22 protein-coding genes are annotated in these 24,119 nt (G+C 38.6%); 11 read left to right on the top strand and 11 right to left on the bottom strand.

Annotation, left to right across the window (positions count from 1 at the left end; genetic code table 11):
- Positions 1 to 146 precede the first annotated feature (146 nt).
- Complete coding sequence (locus RYH73_RS20690; protein WP_335315389.1) at positions 147 to 1,928, top strand: ABC transporter ATP-binding protein; 1,782 nt, start codon at positions 147 to 149, stop codon at positions 1,926 to 1,928.
- Between the two features lie 51 nt (positions 1,929 to 1,979).
- Here the strand turns inward: RYH73_RS20690 and RYH73_RS20685 are convergent, their stop codons facing one another.
- Positions 1,980 to 2,516 (bottom strand): DUF2892 domain-containing protein, encoded by a 537-nt coding sequence (locus tag RYH73_RS20685; RefSeq protein WP_335315388.1) that lies wholly within the window; start codon positions 2,514 to 2,516, stop codon positions 1,980 to 1,982.
- A gap of 187 nt (positions 2,517 to 2,703) precedes the next feature.
- On the opposite strand from RYH73_RS20685, the gene ung reads away from it, so the two are divergent.
- Complete coding sequence (gene ung / locus RYH73_RS20680; RefSeq protein ID WP_335315387.1) at positions 2,704 to 3,375, top strand: uracil-DNA glycosylase; 672 nt, start codon at positions 2,704 to 2,706, stop codon at positions 3,373 to 3,375.
- Positions 3,376 to 3,413: 38 nt separating this feature from the next.
- Here the strand turns inward: ung and RYH73_RS20675 are convergent, their stop codons facing one another.
- From RYH73_RS20675 to pyrF, 7 genes are all read right to left on the bottom strand, one after another.
- Complete coding sequence (locus RYH73_RS20675) at positions 3,414 to 3,884, bottom strand: Lrp/AsnC family transcriptional regulator (protein ID WP_335315386.1); 471 nt, start codon at positions 3,882 to 3,884, stop codon at positions 3,414 to 3,416.
- A gap of 119 nt (positions 3,885 to 4,003) precedes the next feature.
- Positions 4,004 to 4,432: a SufE family protein gene (locus RYH73_RS20670; RefSeq protein ID WP_335315385.1), complete on the bottom strand. Its 429-nt coding sequence runs from the start codon at positions 4,430 to 4,432 to the stop codon at positions 4,004 to 4,006.
- A gap of 8 nt (positions 4,433 to 4,440) precedes the next feature.
- Entirely contained in the window at positions 4,441 to 5,664 is a 1,224-nt protein-coding gene (locus tag RYH73_RS20665; protein ID WP_335315384.1) for an aminotransferase class V-fold PLP-dependent enzyme, read from the bottom strand.
- 31 nt (positions 5,665 to 5,695) lie between these two features.
- Positions 5,696 to 7,006: a Fe-S cluster assembly protein SufD gene (sufD, locus tag RYH73_RS20660; RefSeq protein WP_335315383.1), complete on the bottom strand. Its 1,311-nt coding sequence runs from the start codon at positions 7,004 to 7,006 to the stop codon at positions 5,696 to 5,698.
- 43 nt (positions 7,007 to 7,049) lie between these two features.
- Entirely contained in the window at positions 7,050 to 7,820 is a 771-nt protein-coding gene (gene sufC / locus RYH73_RS20655) for a Fe-S cluster assembly ATPase SufC (protein ID WP_335315382.1), read from the bottom strand.
- A gap of 72 nt (positions 7,821 to 7,892) precedes the next feature.
- On the bottom strand, positions 7,893 to 9,344 hold the full coding sequence (gene sufB / locus RYH73_RS20650; RefSeq protein WP_335315563.1) for a Fe-S cluster assembly protein SufB: 1,452 nt from the start codon (positions 9,342 to 9,344) through the stop codon (positions 7,893 to 7,895).
- 183 nt (positions 9,345 to 9,527) lie between these two features.
- A complete protein-coding gene (gene pyrF, locus RYH73_RS20645) occupies positions 9,528 to 10,364 on the bottom strand; it encodes an orotidine-5'-phosphate decarboxylase (protein ID WP_335315381.1) in 837 nt (278 codons plus the stop codon).
- A 364-nt stretch (positions 10,365 to 10,728) separates the two neighbouring features.
- Between pyrF and rho the strand changes: the two genes are divergently transcribed.
- Positions 10,729 to 12,285, top strand: coding sequence for a transcription termination factor Rho (gene rho / locus RYH73_RS20640; protein WP_335315380.1), 1,557 nt, complete (start codon positions 10,729 to 10,731; stop codon positions 12,283 to 12,285).
- A gap of 131 nt (positions 12,286 to 12,416) precedes the next feature.
- The gene (gene pssA, locus RYH73_RS20635) at positions 12,417 to 13,124 is read left to right on the top strand and encodes a CDP-diacylglycerol--serine O-phosphatidyltransferase (RefSeq protein ID WP_335315379.1); all 708 of its coding nucleotides are present in this window, start codon (positions 12,417 to 12,419) and stop codon (positions 13,122 to 13,124) included.
- Positions 13,125 to 13,180: 56 nt separating this feature from the next.
- On the opposite strand, the gene folK is transcribed toward pssA, so the two are convergent.
- The gene (folK, locus tag RYH73_RS20630) at positions 13,181 to 13,666 is read right to left on the bottom strand and encodes a 2-amino-4-hydroxy-6-hydroxymethyldihydropteridine diphosphokinase (protein ID WP_335315378.1); all 486 of its coding nucleotides are present in this window, start codon (positions 13,664 to 13,666) and stop codon (positions 13,181 to 13,183) included.
- A 178-nt stretch (positions 13,667 to 13,844) separates the two neighbouring features.
- Here folK and sppA point away from each other — a divergent pair, with 178 nt between their 5' ends.
- The 7 genes from sppA to RYH73_RS20595 all read left to right on the top strand — a co-directional run bounded on the left by sppA (position 13,845) and on the right by RYH73_RS20595 (position 21,504).
- The gene (sppA, locus tag RYH73_RS20625) at positions 13,845 to 15,611 is read left to right on the top strand and encodes a signal peptide peptidase SppA (protein ID WP_335315377.1); all 1,767 of its coding nucleotides are present in this window, start codon (positions 13,845 to 13,847) and stop codon (positions 15,609 to 15,611) included.
- Positions 15,612 to 15,751: 140 nt separating this feature from the next.
- Positions 15,752 to 17,434, top strand: a complete 1,683-nt coding sequence (locus RYH73_RS20620) for a helix-hairpin-helix domain-containing protein (protein ID WP_335315376.1) — start codon at positions 15,752 to 15,754, stop codon at positions 17,432 to 17,434.
- A 12-nt stretch (positions 17,435 to 17,446) separates the two neighbouring features.
- Complete coding sequence (locus RYH73_RS20615; RefSeq protein WP_335315375.1) at positions 17,447 to 18,052, top strand: DUF4254 domain-containing protein; 606 nt, start codon at positions 17,447 to 17,449, stop codon at positions 18,050 to 18,052.
- Between the two features lie 35 nt (positions 18,053 to 18,087).
- Positions 18,088 to 19,122: a glycosyltransferase family 9 protein gene (locus tag RYH73_RS20610; protein ID WP_335315374.1), complete on the top strand. Its 1,035-nt coding sequence runs from the start codon at positions 18,088 to 18,090 to the stop codon at positions 19,120 to 19,122.
- A complete protein-coding gene (locus RYH73_RS20605) occupies positions 19,115 to 19,606 on the top strand; it encodes a SixA phosphatase family protein (protein ID WP_335315373.1) in 492 nt (163 codons plus the stop codon). Before RYH73_RS20610 ends, RYH73_RS20605 begins: the two co-directional genes overlap by 8 nt.
- A 52-nt stretch (positions 19,607 to 19,658) precedes the next feature.
- Positions 19,659 to 20,528, top strand: a complete 870-nt coding sequence (locus RYH73_RS20600; RefSeq protein WP_335315372.1) for an aldose 1-epimerase family protein — start codon at positions 19,659 to 19,661, stop codon at positions 20,526 to 20,528.
- Positions 20,529 to 20,664: 136 nt separating this feature from the next.
- Positions 20,665 to 21,504, top strand: coding sequence for a mechanosensitive ion channel family protein (locus RYH73_RS20595; protein WP_335315371.1), 840 nt, complete (start codon positions 20,665 to 20,667; stop codon positions 21,502 to 21,504).
- 310 nt (positions 21,505 to 21,814) lie between these two features.
- On the opposite strand, the gene cls is transcribed toward RYH73_RS20595, so the two are convergent.
- Complete coding sequence (cls, locus tag RYH73_RS20590) at positions 21,815 to 23,275, bottom strand: cardiolipin synthase (protein WP_335315370.1); 1,461 nt, start codon at positions 23,273 to 23,275, stop codon at positions 21,815 to 21,817.
- A 47-nt stretch (positions 23,276 to 23,322) separates the two neighbouring features.
- Entirely contained in the window at positions 23,323 to 24,108 is a 786-nt protein-coding gene (locus RYH73_RS20585; RefSeq protein ID WP_335315369.1) for a GLPGLI family protein, read from the bottom strand.
- Between the last annotated feature and the right edge of the window lie 11 nt (positions 24,109 to 24,119).

Raw genomic sequence — 24,119 nt, 5'->3', positions numbered from 1 at the left:
TTATGAATTTAAAATCATTTCATTCAGTAAATAGTGGTTTCTATTGCCATTTAATTTTAATATTTCGTAAAAATAGGCTTAAGCGATATCAATAATTTTCTCTTGGATATGTACTTTTGTGGGTGTAGATTTAATTTCGGTCTTTCATGAAGCACTTAGCTTACCTCAATAAATTTTTCTATAAATATCGTTGGCGAATGATTCCCGGTTTTGTATTCGTTGTAGTTTCCAACTATTTCGGGATTATACCGGCCCAAGTCATTCGAATTGCCTTTGATCTAGTAAAAGATAATATAGCTCTTTTTCAGTTGTTTGAAGGATTTGAACGCCAATCGCTGATTTATGAAATATTTGGGCGAAGCCTTCTCCTTTTTGGTTCTCTTGTGCTTGTTTTAGCGCTGATACGAGGCCTGTTTCTCTTCTTAATGCGGCAAACAATCATTCTAACCTCACGTCATATAGAGTATGATCTGAAAAATGAAATCTACCATCATTACCAAAGCTTGGATATGGCCTTCTTTAAAAGAAACAATACAGGTGATTTGATGAACCGTGTAACTGAAGATGTAAGTCGGGTTCGAGCTTATCTAGGTCCCGCCGTGATGTACTCAATTAATACCGTCGTATTATCAATAATGGTCATTACTTCGATGTTTGCTGTAAACGCCAAGTTAGCACTCTATGCACTGGCTCCGATACCGGTATTGTCGGTAGTCATACTGTTTATCAATAAACTGATCAACAAGAGAAGTGAAAAAATACAGGAGCAGTTGTCTGCTTTAAGTTCCTTTGTACAAGAAACCTTCTCCGGAATTCGTGTTATAAAAACCTACAGCCGTGAGGAGGACAAGAAAAATAGCTTTGCAAAAGAAAGCAACGATTATAAAACCGTCTCCCTGTCTTTAGTAAAAGTTCAGGCTATTTTCTTCCCTCTTATTTTACTTTTAATCGGTTTAAGCACAATCATCACCATTTACATTGGAGGCATTGAGGTGATGCGCGGTAGTATTTCCTCAGGAAATATTGCCGAGTTTATTGTTTACGTAAACCAGTTAACATTTCCGGCAATGTCTCTTGCATGGGTAACATCGTTGGTTCAGCGAGCCGCCGCTTCGCAAAAACGGATCAATGAATTTTTGGAAACTTCCCCCGGTATAAGCACTCAGTCCAATGAAAAAAAAGAATTTTCAGGTCATATCGAATTCAGAAAGGTATCTTTTACCTATCCGGATACTGGTATAAATGCGTTAAAAGAAATATCATTTGAATTAACTCCTGGAAAGGTTTTAGCTATCATCGGACAGACAGGCGCTGGAAAGTCAACAATTGCACGGCTTTTAATGCGAATGTACGATACGACGTCAGGCACTATTTTGGTAGACGGCGTTCCGATACAAGAACTAAATCTGAATAGCTATCGAAGCACGATTGGCTTCGTTCCACAAGAGGTATTCCTTTTTTCAGATACCATTGCAAGAAATGTGGCCTTTGGCCTGGATCAGTTGGATATGTGCCGAGTAGAAGATGCAACCAAAAAAGCTGCGGTCCATGACAACATCATCGAGTTTGAGAAAGGTTTTGAGACAGCAATAGGAGAAAGAGGAATAACGCTGTCCGGAGGGCAAAAACAGCGTCTTTCGATCGCAAGAGCCATTATTATAGATCCTAAAATACTTGTTTTTGATGATTGCTTGTCAGCGGTAGACACCAAAACGGAAGAAAGGATTCTTCAAAATCTAAGTTCTGTTATGCGCAACAGAAGCGCCATATTTATTGCTCATCGTATTTCAACCATTAAAAATGCCGATCATATTTTGGTAATGGAAAACGGTCGGATCGTCGAAGCAGGTAAACACGAAGAGCTGCTCGCAATCAAAGGCAATTATTTTGAGTTGTACGAGAAGCAATTACTGGAAGAAGAAGTTTAACCAACGGTAATTATGTCTTTTCTTATTTTGAAGGATACCGTATAAAGAACTTTAACGGAAACGCATCTGCTGTTTATCAAGCATGCCCATTTGATCTTTCATCATTTTAATCTGATCGGCTAATAACTTATTTTTATCAGCTTTCTTAGCTTCTTGTAATAGTTGGGTAGCCTCGCGTTTATTTCGTTTAGCCATCGCTATGCCCGCTAAGCTCAATTTGGCCAGGGCTACATTATGGTCCATCTGCAGACCTAAGCTCAGCGCTTTTTTAAAATACTTCTCCGATTGTAGTGGTGCCGTACGCGATTCAATTAAGCCGATGAGCAAATGATAGTAGCCATGCTGAGCACGAAGCAATTGCTTCTCATAACGCGTAATTTTATTCAGCCATAGTTTTGCCTTATCCATGTTTTCCTTTCGCAAATAAAATTGAGCAATCAGCATGTTTTCATTAAAAAAGAACGTAACGAAAACAATTATCGCTAAAAGAAGGGCGAGTATCCCCCAAGGCCAGTGCCCGAACACAAATAAACTGACAGATGCTCCCAATAATACGAAAGCTATAATAATACGAATGAAATTTGGCATATCTTTATTTTATGAATATATTCATTATAACGCTGCAAATATCCGTTAATTTATGGTTTTTAACAAAAAATCTGCGTTAAATTCTATTCCTTTTGTTTCCGATCTATAAACTTCACAAAAGGGTTTATAGCCTGAAACGATTGCAGGTTCATATTGTATATAATAGCAAATTTAGTTAAGTTTGACCATGAGCATAGTCCTTGAAAAAAGTTGGAAAGAAATTTTAGCACCTGAATTCTCTAAAACTTACATGAACGAGCTGCGAAATTTTTTAAAAACAGAGCAGGCACAATACCAAGTATTTCCCCCTAATAAATTTATATTCAATGCCTTTGAGCATACCCCCTTTTATGAAGTGAAGGCAGTCATACTGGGGCAAGATCCTTACCATAATATTGGACAAGCGCATGGATTATCTTTTTCGGTGCAACCTGGCATTGCAATTCCTCCTTCGCTACGGAACATGTATATTGAATTAAGTAGTGACATTCCCGGTTTCAAAATTCCAAATCATGGTACGTTGACTAAATGGGCAGACCAAGGCGTTCTTTTACTAAATGCAGTGCTTACCGTACGAGCACATATGGCTGCATCTCATCAACGAAAAGGATGGGAAATCTTTACCGATATGGTCATCAAGGAGCTGGCTCAACGAAGAGAAGGAATTGTTTTTATCCTGTGGGGAAATTACGCAAAACAAAAGGCAAAATTAATAGATTCTTCTAAACATCTAATAATTACCTCTGCCCACCCTTCTCCGCTATCAGCTCATAACGGATTCTTCGGCAGTAAACCCTTTTCAAAGACTAATGAGTATTTAATAAAACAAGGCAAAACACCCATTGACTGGCAGGTATAAGCCAAGAATAAAGTCTATTAGCGCCATAAAGGGGAAACCTAGTACTCCATAGGAACAATAGGTTCTTTTTTAGACGTTGACATAATCATCATTGTCTGAAATGTTTTCACGCAGGGTATTCGGCTAATTTTTTCCATAATCAATCGCTCATACGATTTGATGTCCTTGACGTATACTTTTAAAATAAAATCGCATTGCCCCGTAACATGATGACATTCGGTCACTTCAGGAATACTTTTAATGGCTTCCACAAATTCGGGGATTGAATTGTGTGTGTGGAAATCCAATTGTATTTGTATAAAAGATTTGATACCTAGACCTAAGAGCTCCTCGTCCACTAACGCATGGTAGCTTTTGATATATCCTGCATTTTCGAGTTTTCGAACTCGTTCCAAGGTCGGGGCGGGTGACAGGCCGATATTAGAAGAAAGTTGTAAGTTAGTGATTCTACCGTTTTCTTGGAGTAACTTAATGATCTTTAAATCAATTTTATCTGGTTCAAAAGCCATGGCTAACAGTTTTAGCGTAAAGTTAACAAATAACCAAATAAAATTTTACAATATCGATTTTTTTATTTCAAAGATTATGTATTACAGCTATCTTTAATAAAAAATTAGGTAAAAAAAGTTCATTGCTTGGCGTTTAACGCCAGTGCATATAATTTCATTTGTTTCACCATGGCCACCAACCCATTAGCACGGGTAGGTGAAAGGTGTTCTTTTAGTCCGATATCGTCAATAAAATAGAGATTAGCATTTACGATGTCTTCGGCTCGCTGTCCTGATAAAACCTTGATCATTAAGCTAACCAATCCCTTTGTGATGATGGCATCACTATCCGCCGTAAAAAAAACTTTGTCATCCGTATATGCTGCATGTAACCATACACGCGACTGACAACCTTTAATTAACAGATCATCTATTTTATGTGCTTCATCAATTAATGGCAGTTCCTTTCCCAATTGGATAATATACTCATACTTAGCCATCCAATCATCAAAAAAAGAGAAATCTTCAATCAGCTCTTCCTGAATTTCATTAATCGTCATCGTACTCATCACCTTCTTTATAGCAGCATTGAAGCAGCCTTCTTTACTGCTTCTACCAATAAATCAATGTCTTCTTTTGTATTATACATGGCGATGGAAGCCCGTACAGTACCCAGTATCCCGAATCGCTCCATCAATGGTTGCGTACAATGATGCCCTGTACGGACCGCAATGCCCAATTTATCTAAAATAACCCCTACATCATAGGGGTGCGCACCGTTTACCAGAAAAGAAATCACACTACATTTTTCCTTCGCAGTACCTATAAATCGAATTTGATCAATCTCAGATAAAACTTTCGTAGCATATTTAAGCAGCTCTGCTTCATACAAGGCGATCTGACTCAAGCCAATCGTTTTTATATAGTCAACGGAAGCCCCCAAACAGATTCCCGCTTCGATATTGGGCGTACCTGCTTCGAACTTAAACGGAAGCTCGTTATAGGTGGTCTTTTCAAACCGAACTTCTTTAATCATATCCCCACCTCCCTGATAAGGTGGCATCCTATCCAACCATTTTTCTTTTCCATACAAAACACCCACGCCAGTTGGACCATACATTTTATGCCCTGAAAAAGCAAGAAAATCCACATCCAAGGCCTGCACGTCGATATGTAAATGTTGTATAGCTTGTGCAGCATCTACCAATACCGGGATATCCAGACCATGTGCCAGTTTGATGATCTCCTGCATAGGATTTAACGTTCCCAACGTATTGGATACGTAGGTTATGGCAACGAGCTTCACTCTTTCGTTGAGCATAGTCCGATAAGCCTCCATATCCAATTCGCCTGTATCCGTTATGGGTATCACACGAAGTTTTGCACCACGTTCTTCACACAGCATTTGCCAAGGTACGATGTTGCTATGATGCTCCATTTCGGAAATCATAATCTCGTCCCCCGCTTCTACAAATTGCTTTCCATAACAATTAGCGACCAAATTGATACTATGAGTAGTTCCATTTGTCAATATAACTTCATAGTCGTGCGTGGCATTAATAAATTCGGAAAGCTTCCTCCGTGTCACTTCATACGCATCAGTTGCCAGCTGACTTAAATGATGAACACCTCGGTGCACATTACTATTGATTTGGGTATAATAATCGGTTATTGCGTTAATTACCGATTGTGGCTTCTGCGTAGTCGCTCCATTATCCAAATATACCAAGGGATGTCCGTTTACCTTCGTTTTTAATATAGGGAAATCAGCTCTTATGCTATGAATATCGTAATGTGTCAAAACTGAAAATTTAAATTAAGATCGAAAAAACTTATTGTTCAACAACTAAGCCCTGTTCGATGAGACGATCAACGTAAGCCCTTACATACTCATTGTTGAACCTTTCTGTTACATCAAAGGCAAAAGCGTGGACCAACAATATTCTTGCACTTGCTTCACCGATGCCTCTTGCTTTAAGATAAAATAGCGCGTCATCATCGAACTGTCCCATTGTACAACCATGACTACATTTAACGTCATCCGCAAATATCTCCAATTGCGGTTTCGTAAAAATAGTGGCCTTATCGCCAATTAACATGTTGTTATTCTGTTGAAAAGCATTGGTTTTCTGCGCATCGGGTTGAACAAATATTTTACCATTGAACACCGCGGTTGACGTATCTTGTGCGATATTCTTATACCATTCATAACTTTCGCAGAAGGGCATTCGGTGGTCAACAACAGTATGATTGTCTATTAGTTGATCTTTCGCCGTTAACGTCACCCCATATAAGTGACTTTCTACCGATGTATCATCTAAACGCACGTTAATATTATTTCGGACAAAAGAGGAGCCTGGAAACGAGCAATTATAGTTGTTATATAAACTGTGCTTAGCCTGTTTAACTTCCGTATGATTCAGATAGCGCGCCCCTTCATCCGCTGTCTGTAAATAATAGTGTTGTAAACGAGCATTCTCATTCAGGACGACTTCAGAAACGGTATTATTAAGGCTTATCCCTTTATCATTTGTAATAAAGGATTCAATAATTTCCACTTCAGCATTTACATCAAAAATGAACAGATTCCTTGTTTGATTAAAAATTGCTTCACTGGAAGAAACGACGTGAACAATGTGAATACTCTTTTTTAAGACAACCTTTTTGCCGACATGGATGTAGAGCCCTCCTTCATGAAGAGCTGTATTTAACGCTACCAGCGGGTTTTCTGTCTTGTCCGCATATTTTGCGAAATGGGCTGAAAATAACTCATTAGTGGTCACCTCCTCAATTGGACTTACGAATACACCGGGCTCTGTAATGACATCCGAAAGATCTTTGCGGTAACGTCCGTTAACCAACACCAGCCGATAAGCTTCCAGCCCTTTTATGACTGCCTTATTAATGTCCACGTCCTTTCCGGGGATCGCATCATTTAACAAGTAATGCTGATTAATCAGTGACTGTAGATTTGTATACTTCCAATCTTCCGTTTTGACACTAGGAAATCCTAATTCCTTAAAACGAACGAAAGCCTCTTGACGAAGAGATACCTGTGGCTCCTGATAACCCTTTAAGGTTAGTCTCTCTTCAAAAAAAGTAACTAATTGATGATATAATGAACTTGAAACTTGTGTAATCATTTGTTAATTATCATAAAAGGATGAGAAAATAATAGCCATTATCCTAAATAGCAGCATTCTCTTCAGCATCCACACTTTCCTTTAACCAATCGTATCCCTTCTCTTCCAGCTCGAGTGCTAAATCCTTTGTTCCCGATTTTACAATTTTTCCCTTATAGAGTACATGCACAAAATCGGGCACTATATAATCCAAAAGACGTTGATAGTGCGTAATAACAATAAAGGCGTTATCCTTCGAGCGCAAATGATTAACACCATTTGCAACAATACGAAGCGCATCGATGTCTAAACCTGAATCTGTCTCATCCAGTATAGCCAGTTTTGGTTCCAACATGGCAAGTTGAAAAATCTCATTACGTTTTTTCTCTCCACCGGAAAAGCCCTCATTTAATGATCGATTCGCCAACTTGGCATCAAATTCCACAAGCTTTTGCTTTTCCTTAACTAATTTTAAGAACTCTTTAGCTTCCATAGGTCCTAAACCTTTATAGGCCCGGATCTCATTAACTGCTGTTTTCAAAAAATTAATATTGGAAACTCCCGGAATTTCTACTGGATACTGAAACGCTAAGAAAAGTCCTTCACGTGCTCTATCTTCAGGTGATAGCTCAAGTAAATCTTTATTATCCAATGTAACCTCACCACCGGTTACCTCATAGGCCTCTTTACCTGCCAAAACCGAAGCCAACGTACTTTTACCCGAACCGTTTGGTCCCATAATGGCATGCACTTCACCGGCTTTAACTTCTAAATTTAATCCCTTTAAAATCTCTTTATCATCTACAGAAGCCCGTAGGTCTTTTATACTTAACATATCTTCATCAATTCAAATCTTTCGATTTGTTATTTGTTTTGTTTATATTAAAAAATATCTATAACACGCTATTTATCCAACGCTACCCTCAAGCGAAATTGCTAACAATTTTTGCGCCTCAACAGCAAATTCCATAGGCAATTGGTTAAGTACCTCTTTGGCATAACCATTAACAATCAGTCCAACAGCTTTCTCGGGATCAATGCCCCGTTGCGTCAGGTAGAATATCTGATCCTCTCCTATCTTCGAAGTAGTAGCTTCATGTTCCAATTTAGCTGTTTTGTTTTTTGCTTCAATGTATGGAAATGTGTGGGCCCCACATTTATCACCGATCAACAATGAATCGCACTGCGTAAAATTTCTGGCCTTCTCAGCCCCTTTACCTATCTGTACCAGCCCCCGATAACTATTCTGACTCACTCCCGCTGAAATACCTTTGGAAACAATTTTACTACGTGTGTTTTTACCGATATGGTACATTTTACTTCCTGTATCCGCTATTTGATGATTTCTCGTCAAAGCAACAGAATAAAACTCACCGACAGAATTATCGCCTTTTAAAATTACACTCGGATATTTCCATGTAATTGAAGACCCTGTTTCAACCTGTGTCCAGGAAATCTTACTGTTATCACCTTTACAAATCCCTCTTTTAGTTACGAAGTTATAAATCCCTCCTTTGCCTTCCTTATCTCCCGGATACCAGTTTTGTACGGTACTGTACTTTATCTCGGCATTTTCAAGTGCAATCAATTCCACAACTGCCGCATGTAATTGGTTCTCATCTCTCATAGGAGCGGTACAGCCTTCCAAATAGCTTACATAACTTCCTTCGTCTGCAATAATTAACGTACGCTCAAATTGCCCCGTATTCTGCGCATTAATTCGAAAGTACGTAGAAAGTTCCATCGGACAATTTACACCCTTTGGAATGTAAACAAAAGATCCGTCTGAGAATACGGCTGCATTCAGCGCTGCATAGATATTGTCGGTTTGTGGTACTACTGTTCCCAAATACTGCTTTACTAATTCAGGATGTTCTTTTACAGCTTCTCCAAAGGAACAAAATATAACACCATATTCTTTCAGTTTTTCTCTAAAGGTTGTCTTTACGGAAACACTATCGAAAACGGCATCAACCGCAACTACCCCGGCCAGCACTTTTTGCTCGTCTAACGGAATACCCAGTTTTGCAAATGTGTCCAACAACTCGGGATCAACCTCATCCATGCTGTTTACTTTTGGTTTTTCCTTTGGTGCAGCATAATAAGAGATATCCTGAAAATCGACTTTAGGGTGCTCGAAATTTTGCCATTTGGGCATCATCATCTTCTCAAAATGCTTCAGGGCTTTCAATCTCCAGTCCAAAAGCCAATCAGGTTCATTCTTTTTTGCAGAAATAAAGCGCACAGTTTCCTCAGATAGCCCCTTCTTAGCAATATCCATTTCGATATTGGTAGTAAAACCATATTTGTACTCCTCTACCGCGAGTTCTTGCAATATATTATCGTCTTTAGTACTCATTTCATTATCGATTTCGCCTCCTATCTTCCCCATCCATTTGAAGCGATTTGTCCTTAATTAATTTGCAAAGTTACAATTTGAAGAGCAATTATTCGAGCATTTATCGGCTCTTTTGTAGTGAATAAATAATCTCAATGTAAATTAATGACCGTAGTCATTTTTACTTTGCCTCTTGTTGTTTAGCTAGTTTATTATACCCGCCTTTTGCAGTTCCCTCTCCATATCCATTTGTAGTTGCTGCGCCTCTTCTCTTGCCCGCTCCGCAAAGTCATCTCCGCTACTAGCATAAATGATCGATCTAGTTGCATTGACTAGCAATCCACACTCATTGGTCATCCCAAATCCGCAAACCTCTTCTAAGCTGCCCCCTTGGGCACCGACTCCTGGCACCAATAAAAAATGATTCGGGGCGATTTTCCGTATATCTTTGAAATATTCCCCTCTTGTAGCTCCCACTACATACATTACCTGCTCATCATTTCCCCAAGTATTGACTTTTTCAATGATATGTTCAAACAACCTTTTATTAGCTGAATCGGCAAAAAATTGAAAATCCAAACTTCCCCTATTTGAAGTTAGGGCAAGCACGATAGACCATTTATCTGGATATTTAAGAAATGGGCTAATCGAATCTTCACCCATATAGGGAGCGATCGTTACTGCATCAAACGCCATTCCTGACACCTCTTTAGAAAAGAATGTCTTAGCATACATATCAGCTGTATTTCCGATATCGCCTCGTTTAGCATCGGCAATGCTCAAGCAGCTCTTCGGTATCATCTCCCAGGTACGCTGTAAACTGCGCCAACCTTGGACGCCTCTACTTTCATAAAAAGCAATATTTGGTTTATAAGCAACGCATAAATCAGCTGTTGCTTCGATGATACGTTTATTAAATTCAACAATAGGATCTTCAAAATCCAATAGGCAAGCTGGTATTTTCTCGATATCTGTATCTAAACCAACGCACAAAAAAGAGCGTTTCAGTTTTATCTGCTCTACTAACTGCTTACGAGTCATATAAGGGGAAAAATTATTAGGATCATGTAAAAAACAAGACAAATTTAGCTATATTTGTCGGCATATACAAAAGACTTTACAATTGGGATCTTATGGCTTTTTCAATAATATTCCCTTATTAAGGAGTTGAGGATTGAACAATTTGAATAAGATATTGGCCCTTATTTTTATTTTTTTTCTTTTTTTTTTTGATTTTTCAATTCTTATGCATACAATTGCAGCGGAATCTCAAAATTTACCTATCCGTTAAAGGAGAATCATTAGTCCTTCAGCGTAAAATTTAAACTTATCAATCGAGTTTTTATATGGGTAAATTTCTGTTAAACACAAGCATAAAAATCCTTATTACACATAACGACATTTGATGAATATTAATGAATTGAACGCTAAGCTCGTGTCTGAGCTACGTGAAATTGCAAAATTGATCGGTATTGCAGATGCTGAAAAGTTGAGAAAACAAGAGTTGATCAACAAAATTATCGCTACAGACAATGAAAAGCCTGCAGAGGAAGAGATAGTGGACGCTCCCGAAAAAGAGGAAGAATCCGGCGAAGCTAAACATCGTAAACGGGTGAGGACTTCAGTTAAACAAGCTGAACCCATCGAAATGAGAAAAAAAGTGGAGAAAGAACCGGTTTTGACTAACGCTATAAAAGAGGAACAGGGAAAAGAGAAGCTTTCTTCACCTGAAAACCGTTCGCAACGTACCGATCGTAGAGGCGGTACATTAACAAACAACCCTTCCCCTCAGCCTCAAGCAAAAACAGAAACTACTACCGGACAAGCCCCTGCATCTAACCTTGATTTTGACAACGTGATTGTTAACGAAGGTGTGTTGGAAATCATGCCAGATGGCTACGGCTTCCTGCGTTCGTCTGATTATAACTATTTAACATCACCTGATGACATCTATGTTTCGCAGTCGCAAATAAAACTTTTCGGACTTAAAACAGGTGATACCGTTAGAGGAAGTATTCGTCCTCCCAAAGAAGGCGAGAAATACTTCCCACTGGTACGAGTAGAGGCTATTAACGGCCAGGTTCCTGCAGAGGTGAGAGATCGGGTTCCTTTCGATTACTTAACACCATTGTTTCCTACAGAGCGTTTAAGGTTGTATACAGACGCCGGAAATAATTCAACCCGCATTATGGATTTGTTCACACCTATCGGAAAAGGACAACGTGGATTGATTGTGGCCCAACCAAAGACTGGTAAAACCGTTTTATTGAAAGAAGTTGCAAATGCCATTGCGAAAAATCATCCGGAAGTCTATTTGATCATTTTGCTAATTGATGAACGTCCGGAAGAGGTAACCGATATGGCAAGAAGCGTCCGTGCCGAAGTGGTATCTTCTACTTTTGATGAACCCGCAGAAAGACATGTAAAAATCGCCAATATTGTGCTTGAAAAGGCAAAACGTATGGTAGAGTGTGGTCATGACGTAGTAATTCTACTAGATTCAATAACCAGATTGGCGCGCGCCTATAATACCGTGGCACCTGCTTCGGGGAAAATATTATCAGGAGGTGTAGATGCCAATGCCCTACACAAACCAAAGAGGTTCTTTGGTGCTGCCCGTAATATTGAACATGGAGGCTCACTTACAATTTTAGCAACTGCTTTAACAGATACTGGTTCTAAAATGGATGAAGTGATTTTTGAAGAGTTCAAAGGTACAGGTAATATGGAGTTACAGCTCGATCGCAAACTGGCGAATAAACGCATATTCCCAGCCATCGATATTACGGCATCGAGTACGCGTAGAGACGATTTATTAAACGATAAAGAGACACTGCAACGTATATGGGTGCTTAGAAATCACTTAGCTGATATGAATTCAACTGAGGCAATGGAATTTTTGTTAGCACAAATGCGAGGGACCAGATCAAACGAAGAGTTTCTTATAAGCATGAATGGCTAGCGATAAGCAGTAAAACCATTTAACTGCTATACAGAGCTTTCTTACTTATTAAAAGTAGGAAAGCTTTTTTATAAGATTTTAAATGGTTACTAAAGCTGGTATGATTTATCAAAGATCAAAAGAAATCGTGCATGAAACAACATATACCTAATACAATTACTAGCCTTAACTTATTTAGCGGCTGCGTGGGAGTTGTTCTAGCCTTTGAAGGGCAGTTGATCAACGCGGGTTATGCCATTATCATTGCGGCGATTTTTGATTTTTTTGATGGAATGGCAGCACGTTTATTAAAAGTCAACTCTCCGGTAGGTAAAGAGTTAGATTCGCTTGCTGACATGGTAAGTTTTGGTTTTTTACCTTCGGTCATCATTTTTATGATGCTAGAAACCAATCCTGCAATAGAGTACGGCGGCTCTTGGATCAAGTACTCGGCCTTTTTATTGACTGTTTTCTCTGCACTGCGTTTAGCTAAGTTCAATCTTGATAGTAGACAGACGTCTATTTTCATTGGCTTACCCACTCCGGCATGTGCCTTGTTCATCTTATCACTTCCACATATTGCTTTGAGCAAAGATCCGGTTATTAGTGCTTATATACAGCATCCTGTAATTCTATTGGCTTTAATTCTGGCTTTAAGTTTTTTGCTAGTGGCAGAAATTCCGCTTATGTCATTAAAATTTAAAAGTTTACAGATTCGTCCCAATCTTCATCGCTATATCCTCCTCTCGGTAAGCGCTGTACTCCTTCTGTTATTTCAATTAACGGCTATTCCTTTCATCATTATCTTTTACCTGGTTTTATCACTCACGCAATATAGTAAACTTAGCCAGGAGCTATAAAAGTTTGTTATCAAAATCGAAAAACAACTGTAAATTAAAAGGTTAACGACAAAAAACTATCGCTCGAATCGCTTGACCGACAAATTATCATCTAACTTCTCGTAAAGATCAGCAATTCCCATTCCATACGCAGGGTGTATTAACCCCGACGCAATCTCAACGAGCGGTCCTAATACAAATCGACGCAAGTGAAGTAAAGGATGTGGAATTTTCAAGTTAGGTGTATCTAAAATAATCGCGTCATAAAATAAGATGTCAATATCAATTAGTCTAGCTTCCCATTTCACCTTTCTCTGTCGTCCAAGTATCTTTTCGATTTCCAGGACTTCTTTTAACGTTTCTTCCGGTGTTAAAACTGTATGGACTTTGACCGCCTGATTTAGGTAATTCGGTTGATTATTTACGCCCCAAGCAACTGTTTCATAAATTGCAGATTCATCGATGATATCCCCTACCCTGCTTTCAATCATTCGGATAGCATCAGCTAATTGTTGTTCGCTGTTTCCTAAATTTGAGCCTAATATCAGATAAACTGTATGCATAAACAAACTTAGTCAAAAGGGAACTGATATCCAATATTTGGCTTCTAGAGTGCTTCATCCATCTAGTTGATAGCATCTATGTCTGTAGAGACTTACTTTGGCTTTTCATGTAACAATATAGAGTCTTATTTGTCTTATAGCAGTGAAAGCAGTTAAATTTCAGACTTAGAAAAGATACATGAAGCAGTTTTTTAAATTCGTATTTGCCTCCATGCTTGGAGTATTCCTATCAGCAATAATTTTCTTTTTTATCGCTGTTGCTATTATTGCAGCTATCATTAGCTCTGCCAGTTCGGATAAAGCCGTTGAAATAAGCGAGAATTCCATCATGCGCATAGGCCTAAATTATGCGATCAAAGAGCGTACGGATAAAAGCCCGTTCAACAACGTTAATTTTCCATCCATAAATTCAGAAAAATATATTGGTTTAGACGAAATACTCCTCCGTATTGATGCGGCAAGAAATGACAATCGGATAAAAGGTATTGTACTGGACATGGATGGTATCGGCGCTAGTTTTGCTACTCTTCAGGAAATTAGGGATGCGCTCCTCCGGTTCAAGCAATCAAAAAAATTTATTTTAGCATACAGTGAAGGATACTCGATGAAGGGATATTATCTTGCTTCTACTGCTGACAAACTTTATCTGAACCCTGAGGGTTCTGTAGATTTTCGAGGCTTAGCGAGTCAACTTCCATTTTTTAAAGGAACGCTCGAAAAATTAGGTATTGAAGCACAGATAGTAAAAGTAGGCACCTATAAAAGTGCAGTAGAACCCTTTGTATTGGATAAAATGAGCCCAGCTAACAAAGAACAAGTCACTTCCTATCTCAATTCTTTATATGATAACTATCTTAGTAATGTGTCCAAATCGCGTAGTATCCCGGTTGATTCCTTGCGAAAGATTGCAGACGATTACACGGGAAGAGACGCTGAGAAAGCCCTGAATGCAAAACTAGTCGATGGATTAAAATATAAAAACGAGCTAATAGATGAATTAAAAGCTAAATTGGGAATTGATAAAAAGAAGAAAATCAAATCGATAAATATAGAAGACTACACTTCTCCGAAAAAGGAAGAAAATAGTTCATCAAACCGATTGGCTGTAATTTATGCTGTAGGCGATATTGTTTCAGGCGAAGGTTCTGATGAACAAATCGGTTCAGAACGAATTTCAAGAGCAATTCGGACGGCACGCGAAGATGATAAAGTAAAAGCGGTTGTGTTTCGTATCAACTCACCAGGTGGAAGCTCCTTAGCTTCGGACGTAATTTGGAAGGAAGTTGAATTGACAAAAAAAGTAAAACCTATTATTGTTTCAATGGGAGATGTGGCGGCCTCCGGAGGTTATTACATTGCCTGCGCTGCTGATTCTATTTTTGCTCAACCAAATACCATTACCGGTTCCATTGGTGTCTTTGGTATAATTCCAAATTTTCAGAACTTCTTCAACAACAAGTTGGGCATTACCTTTGATGAAGTCAAAACCGGAAAATATGCCGATTTAATGAGTGTTAATAGACCCCTTACGGCGGACGAACGAGACCTTATTCAACAAGAGGTAAATAAAACTTATGATACATTTACAAAGAAAGTAGCAACCGGTAGAAAAATAAGCCAAAACCAAGTGGATAGCATTGGCCAAGGCCGTGTGTGGACCGGTGCCCAAGCTGTAAAAATTGGTTTAGTAGACCGTTTAGCAAGTCTCGATGACGCTATTACAGCTGCGGCCCGTAAAGCCAAATTGAAAGACTATAAACTGGTGAGATACCCTGCCATGAAAGATCCTTTAGAAGCTTTTCTCGGTTCTTCCAGCGATAAGCTGAAGACTTGGATAATGAAGAAAGAAATGAATGAAAGCTACCTTCTTTACGAACAAGCAAAGCAGGTTATGCAACAAAGCGGTATACAGGCAAGATTACCGTATATGATTAATATTCATTAAATCTTACCGCACAGCCAAAAAAGGGCACTCCTTTCGGAGTGCCCTTTTTTGGCTATGCACATTTTGTTATATATCGTCTATATACGTAAGTTTGCCCGTTATATTGGCAAAGCTTCGAAGCCCGTTAACAATACATCGAAATGGAAAATAAAATTATATCCCGCAAATTTAGATTGCTTTCACAATTGATGGAATTACATGGCGAGAATTCCTTCAAAACTAAAGCGATAGCTAATGCAGCTTTTAAGCTAGATAAGCTACCTTTTAAAATTATTGATAAAACGGAACAAGAATTAAGCGCAGAGCAAGGTATCGGCAAAAGCATAGCGTCAAAAGTTTGGGAGCTTATCCATACGGGCTGTATAGAGGATCTAGAGGCATTACTCGCTAAAACACCTGAAGGCATTTTAGAGATGCTAACAATAAAAGGTTTGGGGCCAAAAAAAATCTTGATCATATGGAATACGCTTGCAATCGAAACATTAGGAGAGCTTTACTATGCGTGTAACGAGAATCGACTGATCGAAGCAAAGGGATTCGGGCTAAAAACACAAGAAGAAATCAAGATGGCCATTGAGTTTAATATGGCCAGTCAAGGTTTATTTTTGTATTCCCAGGCAGAGAAGTTAGCCAGCTCAATCTTTGATACACTCAAAGAGATGCTTTCCGGCCAACATCTCTTGAGTTATACAGGTGATTTCAGGCGCAAATTGGAATTACTATCATCGGTCGAATTGATTACAACTGCCAGTGCCGAGGAAATATTGGCATATATTGAAAAAGATAAGCGACTTATCCAATTTGATTATCAGGAAAATAAAATTCAGACAGTTCATGAAAGTGGTCTTCCTATACATTTTATTTTAAGCAACGTAAATGAGTTCTCTCAGCACCTATTAATCACCACAGGTAATCAACAGCACATCGCGTTACTCGAACAACTTTATGAAAAAGGAGTTCCTAATGCGGAAAGTGAAGAGGAAATTTACCATCAATTAAACTTAGACTTTATTGAGCCTGAATTGCGTGAAGGCTTGGATGAAGTCCAAAAAGCCCATGACCATACACTTCCTAACCTTATAACTTATGACGATATAAAAGGCACTTTGCATAATCATAGCACCTATAGCGACGGTGTTCACTCACTGAAAGAGATGGCTCTATATTGCAAAGACGTTCTTCATTTACAGTATTTAGGGATATGTGATCACTCTCGGACAGCAGTCTATGCAAACGGCTTAAAAGAGGACCGGGTAAGATTGCAATGGGAGGAAATAGATTCGTTAAATCAAACATTATATCCTTTTAAGATTTTTAAAGGTATTGAGTCGGATATTTTGGGAGACGGCTCTTTGGACTACCCGGATGAATTATTAAGAGAATTTGATTTTGTAGTTGCTTCTGTGCATGCCAACCTGAAAATGGACGAAGAAAAAGCTACCCTACGTTTAATTAAAGCTATTGAAAATCCTTATACGACCATTTTAGGGCATCCAACCGGGCGCCTTCTGTTAAGCAGAAAGGGATATCCCATTGATTATAAAAAGGTAATCGATGCCTGTGCTGCCAATGGGGTAGCCATCGAAGTCAATGCAAACCCCTTAAGATTAGATTTAGATTGGCGCTGGCACCGTTATGCGATTGAGAAGGGTGTTTATCTTTCCATCAATCCCGACGCCCATCGCGTAGAAGGATTTCAGGATATGTATTACGGAACTTTAGTGGCAAGAAAAGGAGGACTTACAGCCTCGCAATGCCTCAATTGTTTTGATCTGGACAAATTGAACAGCTACTTTAGCTCTCGCAAAACAAGTATAAAATAATTATCTTTGAGCATGATCGCACAACAAGCTAACAAAATCTTCCATCAAGCTATTCATGATTATCATATTCATAATGATATTGATCGACCGATAAATAATCCTTATGAGCCACATACGCTGGACCATTTGCTATATCTTAAATGCTGGATAGATACCGTGCAGTGGCATATGGAAGATGAGGTACGCAATCCAAATATTGATCCGATAGCAGGGCTAACGTGGAAAAGAAGAATTGATCAATCTAATCAAGATCGTACGGACACCGTTGAATACATCGACAGTTATTATCTTAATGCATTTAACGATGTGATAACGTTACCCAATGCGACAATAAATACGGAAAGTCCTGCCTGGGCTATTGATCGACTTTCTATCCTAGCCTTGAAAATATATCATATGCAAATAGAAGCTGAGCGTCAGGACGCCTCATCGGCACATCGTGAACAATGTAGCCGGAAATTGCATATTTTATTCGAACAACAAAAAGACCTGTCAGGTAGTATTGATGAACTACTTGAGGATATTAGTAAAGGAAAAAAGTACATGAAAGTATACAAACAAATGAAAATGTATAATGATCCTTCCTTGAATCCGGTCTTGTATACAAACGAAAAATAAATAGCTTCGGAGTAAGTTATAGGCCGAAATAACACATGAATAAAAAAAACATTTTAGTTTTTCGTTTTTCAGCAATGGGTGATGTCGCCATGGTTTCGCCAGTTATCCAGCAATTATGCGAACAGCATCCCGAAATCAATATAATTTTTGTAAGCAGATTTTTATTCAAACCCTTTTTCGATACAATTCCTCAAGTACGCTTCCACCCTATTTATCCAAAAGAGCGACATAAGGGCGTACGTGGTTTGTATAAATTATTCCAAGAGCTGCGAAACTATAAAATTGACGGAATCGCTGATTTGCATGATAGTCTTCGTAGTCGTATTCTTTCGACATTCTTTCGGTTAACTACCGTTCCAATAAAAAGGATTGATAAAGGAAGAATGGAAAAAAGAGCCTTAACACGTTCTAAGGATAAACATTTGATTCCACTTAAACATACAATCGTGCGTTATGCGGAAGTATTTCAGTCGCTTGGATTTCCTTTTCAAATAACAAATAAATTAGTAAAAAAGACGAGACCGCTACCTTCGGTATTTATACCGCAATTTACTCCTGCATCAGCCTCGTCCGGTCGAATAGGTGTTGCTCCTTTTGCCCAACATATATATAAGGTGTATCCGCTCGATAAGATGGAGGAAGTGATTCGTGTCTTGAGTCACAGCTATGAACTTTTTATCTTCGGTGGTGGCCGAGAAGAAAGAGAAATTGCAATGGAATGGGCGAATAAGTACAAACATGTTACAAGCGTAATAGGTGCAGTGGACTTAGCTCGGGAACTCGATTTAATGGCAAACTTAGATCTCGTGCTCAGCATGGATTCATCTGGTATGCACATGGCCTCCCTTGTAGGTACAAGAGTAATATCTGTCTGGGGCCCAACCCACCCTTATGCCGGCTTTTTGGGCTTTGGCCAAAAAGAAGATGACTGCTTGCAGTTCAATCATCCTGCCAGACCCAGCTCTATATACGGTAATAAACCCTGTTTATGTGATGGGATTCCCTGTATTGAACGTATTAGCCCAGAAGATATCGTCAAAAAAATTGAACAAACATTAAGCTATGGCTAAACACCTGTATTTAATCCGTCATGCCAAGTCAGACTGGAGCTTTGACCTTCCGGATTTTGATAGACCCCTGAATAAACGTGGATTGAGAGACGCTCCTATAATGGCTAAAAGATTGGATTTGCAAAATCTACGTCCAGATGGGTTAGTGAGCAGTCCAGCTAATCGCGCAATTTCCACCGCAAAGATTTTTGCCAAAGAACTCAAGTTTCCAGATGCAAATATACAGGAAGAGGAAACCGTTTATGATGCAGATGTTCAGGCCTTGCTCAAGGTGATCAATTCATTTCCGGCTAATTTAGATTGTATAGCGCTGTTTGGTCACAATCCAGGTATTAGTTTGTTAGCCGAGTATCTTTGTAGTGATGTTTCCATTGATTTCCCAACTTGTGCGATCGCATTTTTATCTTTTGATGTAGATCAATGGGACGAAATAAGTATGGGAACAGGTAATTTAATATGGTTCAATTACCCCAAACTTGTTTAAAAAAAGAACCTTTATTAACTTTACCCTATAACAATTACTCTTTCCATTTCACATGATAAAACTAAGCAACGAATATATCCGTGTTAACATCAAAAAAAAGGGTGCTGAGCTCTCTTCGATTTATAACAAGAATATGGCTCACGAGTATATTTGGCAGGGAGATCCAAGTTTTTGGCCCTGGCATGCACCTAATCTCTTCCCTATAGTTGGTGGTTTGAAGGACAACAAACTTGTTATCGACGGCGATAACTATGAGTTGGCGCGGCACGGTTTTGCAAGGCATACAAATTTTCAAGTTATTGAATCTTCAGAAACACATGCCATTTTTTCACTACGTTATAACCAAGAGACCTTACGCCATTATCCCTACCATTTTGAATTTCAAGTCATTTATCATCTGGAAAACGAATTACTTAAATGCTCTTATAAAGTCATCAATCTTGAGACCAAACAGATATACTTTTCTGTAGGTGCTCATCCCGCATTCAATGTACCTTTCTTTTCGTACGAACGCTATGATGATTATTACCTGGAGTTCGACAAGGAAGAAGCGCTGCAACGCCACCATCTTTCAGAAGCTGGTTATTTTAACGGTGAGTTATCAACTATTTTACTAGACAATAAAAAACTTCAATTACATGAACATCTTTTTGACACAGATGCACTTGTCTTTAAAACCTTACTCAGTAAACGCGTAGCGATTCGCAGCAAAAACCATCCACATGCGTTACTCATTACTTATGGCGATTTTAAATCACTGGGTATTTGGGCAAAACCGGGTGCACCTTTTGTTTGCATTGAACCTTGGTTAGGATATGCAGATAGTGAAACGGGAGCCGCAACGATTGAAGAGAAGGAAGGAATGATTTCATTAGCTCCTGGTCACGTATTTGAAGCCAGTTATTCGATCACGATTCAATAATTTAATATGATCCATATACACCTTCAACTATGGGTGTAAAGTCACAAGCTTTCATATTAAAAGTTTTTTGAAACAGTAAATGCTTTTTTGGGTTATATTATCAATATCCTCTCAAACAGGCAAAAAAACATAAACCATGAACAGTAGAGTAGAAAGAACCATTGAAAATTTAATTGACTCGTTTACTGACAAACTTCCTTCACTTTTATTAGCTATCGTCACATTAGTTGTAGGGATTTGGTTGATTAAGGTATTAATTCGTTTTTTACATAAACGGTTTACCAGTGGGAAAATCGATATTTCACTTGCGGAATTTCTGACAAGCATTATACGCGTTTTGCTCTACGTCCTTTTGTTTTTAAGTGTAGTTTCTACATTAGGCGTACCAACAACCTCGTTCGTTACCATGTTGGGTGCTGCTGGATTGGCTGTAGGTCTTGCTTTACAGGGCAGTTTATCTAATTTTGCAGGGGGTGTTTTAATTTTGCTTTTTAAACCATTCCGTGTTGGTCATTTTATAACTACGAACAATAACGTTTCGGGAACTGTGTTAAAAATAGACATCTTGTATACGACATTAAAAGCGGGAAACGGCACAACTATATATGCACCAAATGGTCCTTTGGCTAACGCGGTTATTAATAATGTATCTGATAACTCTACCCGAATGGCAGAATACAAAATAGGCATCTCGTACAACAACAATATTGATACCGCCAGAAAAGTAATTCTTGGCGTATTGGAAAGTGATGCACAAATTCTTAAAGATCCAAAACCGGCAGTATTGGTGGATTCGTTGGGCGATAACGCCGTTGTGCTCGTTATTAGAGGATGGGTTAATAACAAAGAGTTTTGGCCCGTTTATCATGCCAATTATCAAAAAATTAAGGAAGCATTAGATCAACATAATATCAGCATGCCGTATCCCCAACGTGATATACATATCATAAATAACAAAAGTGAAAGTGATTCTTAGGTCTTTTTCGATCGTAAAACCTATGTCTATAAACACAGGATATTTTTTGTTCAAAGCAAAAGACACAAATACCTCCTTTGCATCTGAAGAATGAAAGGAAGATGAATTATTATCTTCTCGACTTAGTTTCCCTTTACTTTAACCAATAGGTCAACACATACCGTATCTTTTTGAAGACGAAAATCAAGGTCCACAAAAGATAATGGTACAAGGTAAAATTATGTTTGACTCTCATGCTTAATGAAATTAGCCTTTACTACTAGCAATTTAGCTAACTTTTATTAACTTTTCGTTAACAGAACAATAATATTTACAGTAATGGAGAAATCATTCGGGCAGACTTTTCCATAAGTTTACGCCATTTGGCCCGATGTTCCCAACGTTCTGTATTCATTTCTTCGGCGTCTTGTAGATCCTCATTGAAAATTTTACGTAATTCCTCGGCTACTTGCGGATCAAGTATAAGAGACATGACCTCAAAGTTAAGGTCAAAGCTACGCTGATCCATATTCGCTGTTCCTATGATTGCTAATTTATTATCAAAAACAATGGTCTTCGCATGGATGAACCCCTTTTTATAACGAAAAATACGCACGCCGGCTTTTAGAAGATCGTCATAATATGAGTGAGCTGCTGCATTAACAATTCTTGAATCAGATACGTAGGGTACCAGCAGCTTTACGTTAACACCGCGCAGTGCCGCAATAATCAGCGCATCCATTAAGCTTTCACCTGGAATAAAATAGGGAGTAGTAATCAGTATTTCCTCCTTTGCCGTGCTTATGGCCTGGAGCAAGGTATATAAAATGGAAGGAGAAACCGAGTCTGGCCCGCTCGAGACGATTTGGACAAGACTCCCCCCCCCCTCTTCGGACCGATCGCTGAAAAATCGCTGTTCGGGGTAAAGTTTATTCGGACTGCAAAAGTTCCAATCACATAAAAAAATATATTGAAGGTATAATGTTCCCCTCCCTTTAATACAGACGTGTGTATCGCGCCAATAGACCCCATCATTTTGCTTTTCTTCATTCATATACCGATCTGCCACATTAATTCCACCAACAAACGAAGTATGACCGTCAATAACAATTATTTTTCGGTGATTTCTGTAATTCAATCTATTCGCCAATAAAAGGAATGTAATTTTATGAAAAGGATAAACTTCAACTCCCGCAGCCGCTAGTTCAGCCGAAAACGCGCCATCGATCGATCGGCTCCCGAAATGATCATAGATAAAACGCACCTCCACGCCTTCTCTTGCTTTCTGAATAAGCGCTTCTTTTACGGTATTGCCGATAACATCATCTTCAAATGTATAATATTCCAGGTGTATATGATCTCGAGCCTGCTTTATTGCTTGTAAAATTTCCCTGAATGTTTGCTCTCCATTAATCAAAATTTTTATGGCATTATTGGCTGTTAGCGGACTCATCATATCTTTTAAAATCATATGAGCAAGTCCTTTATATGTCAGTCCATAATCTCCCACGCTGTGCAAAGCATCAAAAGATGACTTATATATTTGTATTTTAAGTCTTTCTTGCAATCTTTGATCTGACAGCAGCTTTTTACTATACATACTTCTATTCCGATAATTTATACCAATAGAAAAATAGAGAATAATACCTGCAATCGGAACAAAGATGGTTAAAAGTAAATAGGCCAGTGTTTTTGTGCTCGATCGAGTTTCATATATAATACGCAGGCAAACACCGATAACAAGGAGGGTATAGATAATTTCTGCAACAATGAACCAGTCAAAAGAAGGCATAGCTTATCCCGAATATAGGAATAAACTTAACAAAAAAAATTGACACCTTAAAGCATCATTGCCTTGAATACTTCCTGTGCATATTCTCCCCAATTTTCCATGCTTTCCTTTAATGTACTTAGCAAACTTGCATTATTGACTTTCTTAGCCTTTTTTGCAGGTATAATGGGTGATGGTTGTATCGGCACATCACTAACTTTAGTTGCAAACCAAGTTGTATTGTCATGTGGTAAGGCAAGACCCAAAATCATACCTGGTAAACCGGTAAAAGACTCAGGTCCGCCCGAAACAGGTATTTGATCTGTATAAAAGGCCACAACATAGATCGAATCCATTACCAAGGCGTTAGCTCTTCTACAATCATACCCGGCGATTTCTCTTGTTTCGCTGGTAATTTTCCATTTAATCTTCCTCACACTGTCTTCCACAAGGAAAATTTCTTCAAACAGCTTCTTTTCACTGACGGATATATCGGTTTTAAAATCTGTATAGATGGTTTTTTTTAAGTCAATCGTAGGGTCATTACTGAAAAAGCTATTTGTGGAGGGGGCATTGGTCTCTATCGGTTTATAAAGAGACGCATCTTTTGAGAAAGATAAGGTAGCCTGAACTGATTTAAATTGTGGTTGTGTTTTTTTGTACTGATCATAAATCTGTTGCATCCAACTTGAGTTTTCCTTTGTGATACGCTTGGCCAATTTCGCGTACATGTTCACCTTTTTTTCATATTCTATAGTTCCGCTACTGATAAAACGGACATTCTGCCCATATGATAAATGACTGATCATTAATAACAGCGCAGTCCAGGTTATGAATCTTATATCTCTTTCCATTTGTTTAATTT

It is taken from the genome of Olivibacter sp. CPCC 100613 (genome assembly GCF_036959255.1).
Taxonomy (GTDB): Bacteria; Bacteroidota; Bacteroidia; order Sphingobacteriales; family Sphingobacteriaceae; genus Olivibacter.
Note: the sequence above shows the minus strand (reverse complement) of the source record. Positions and strands in the feature narration are given on the sequence as shown.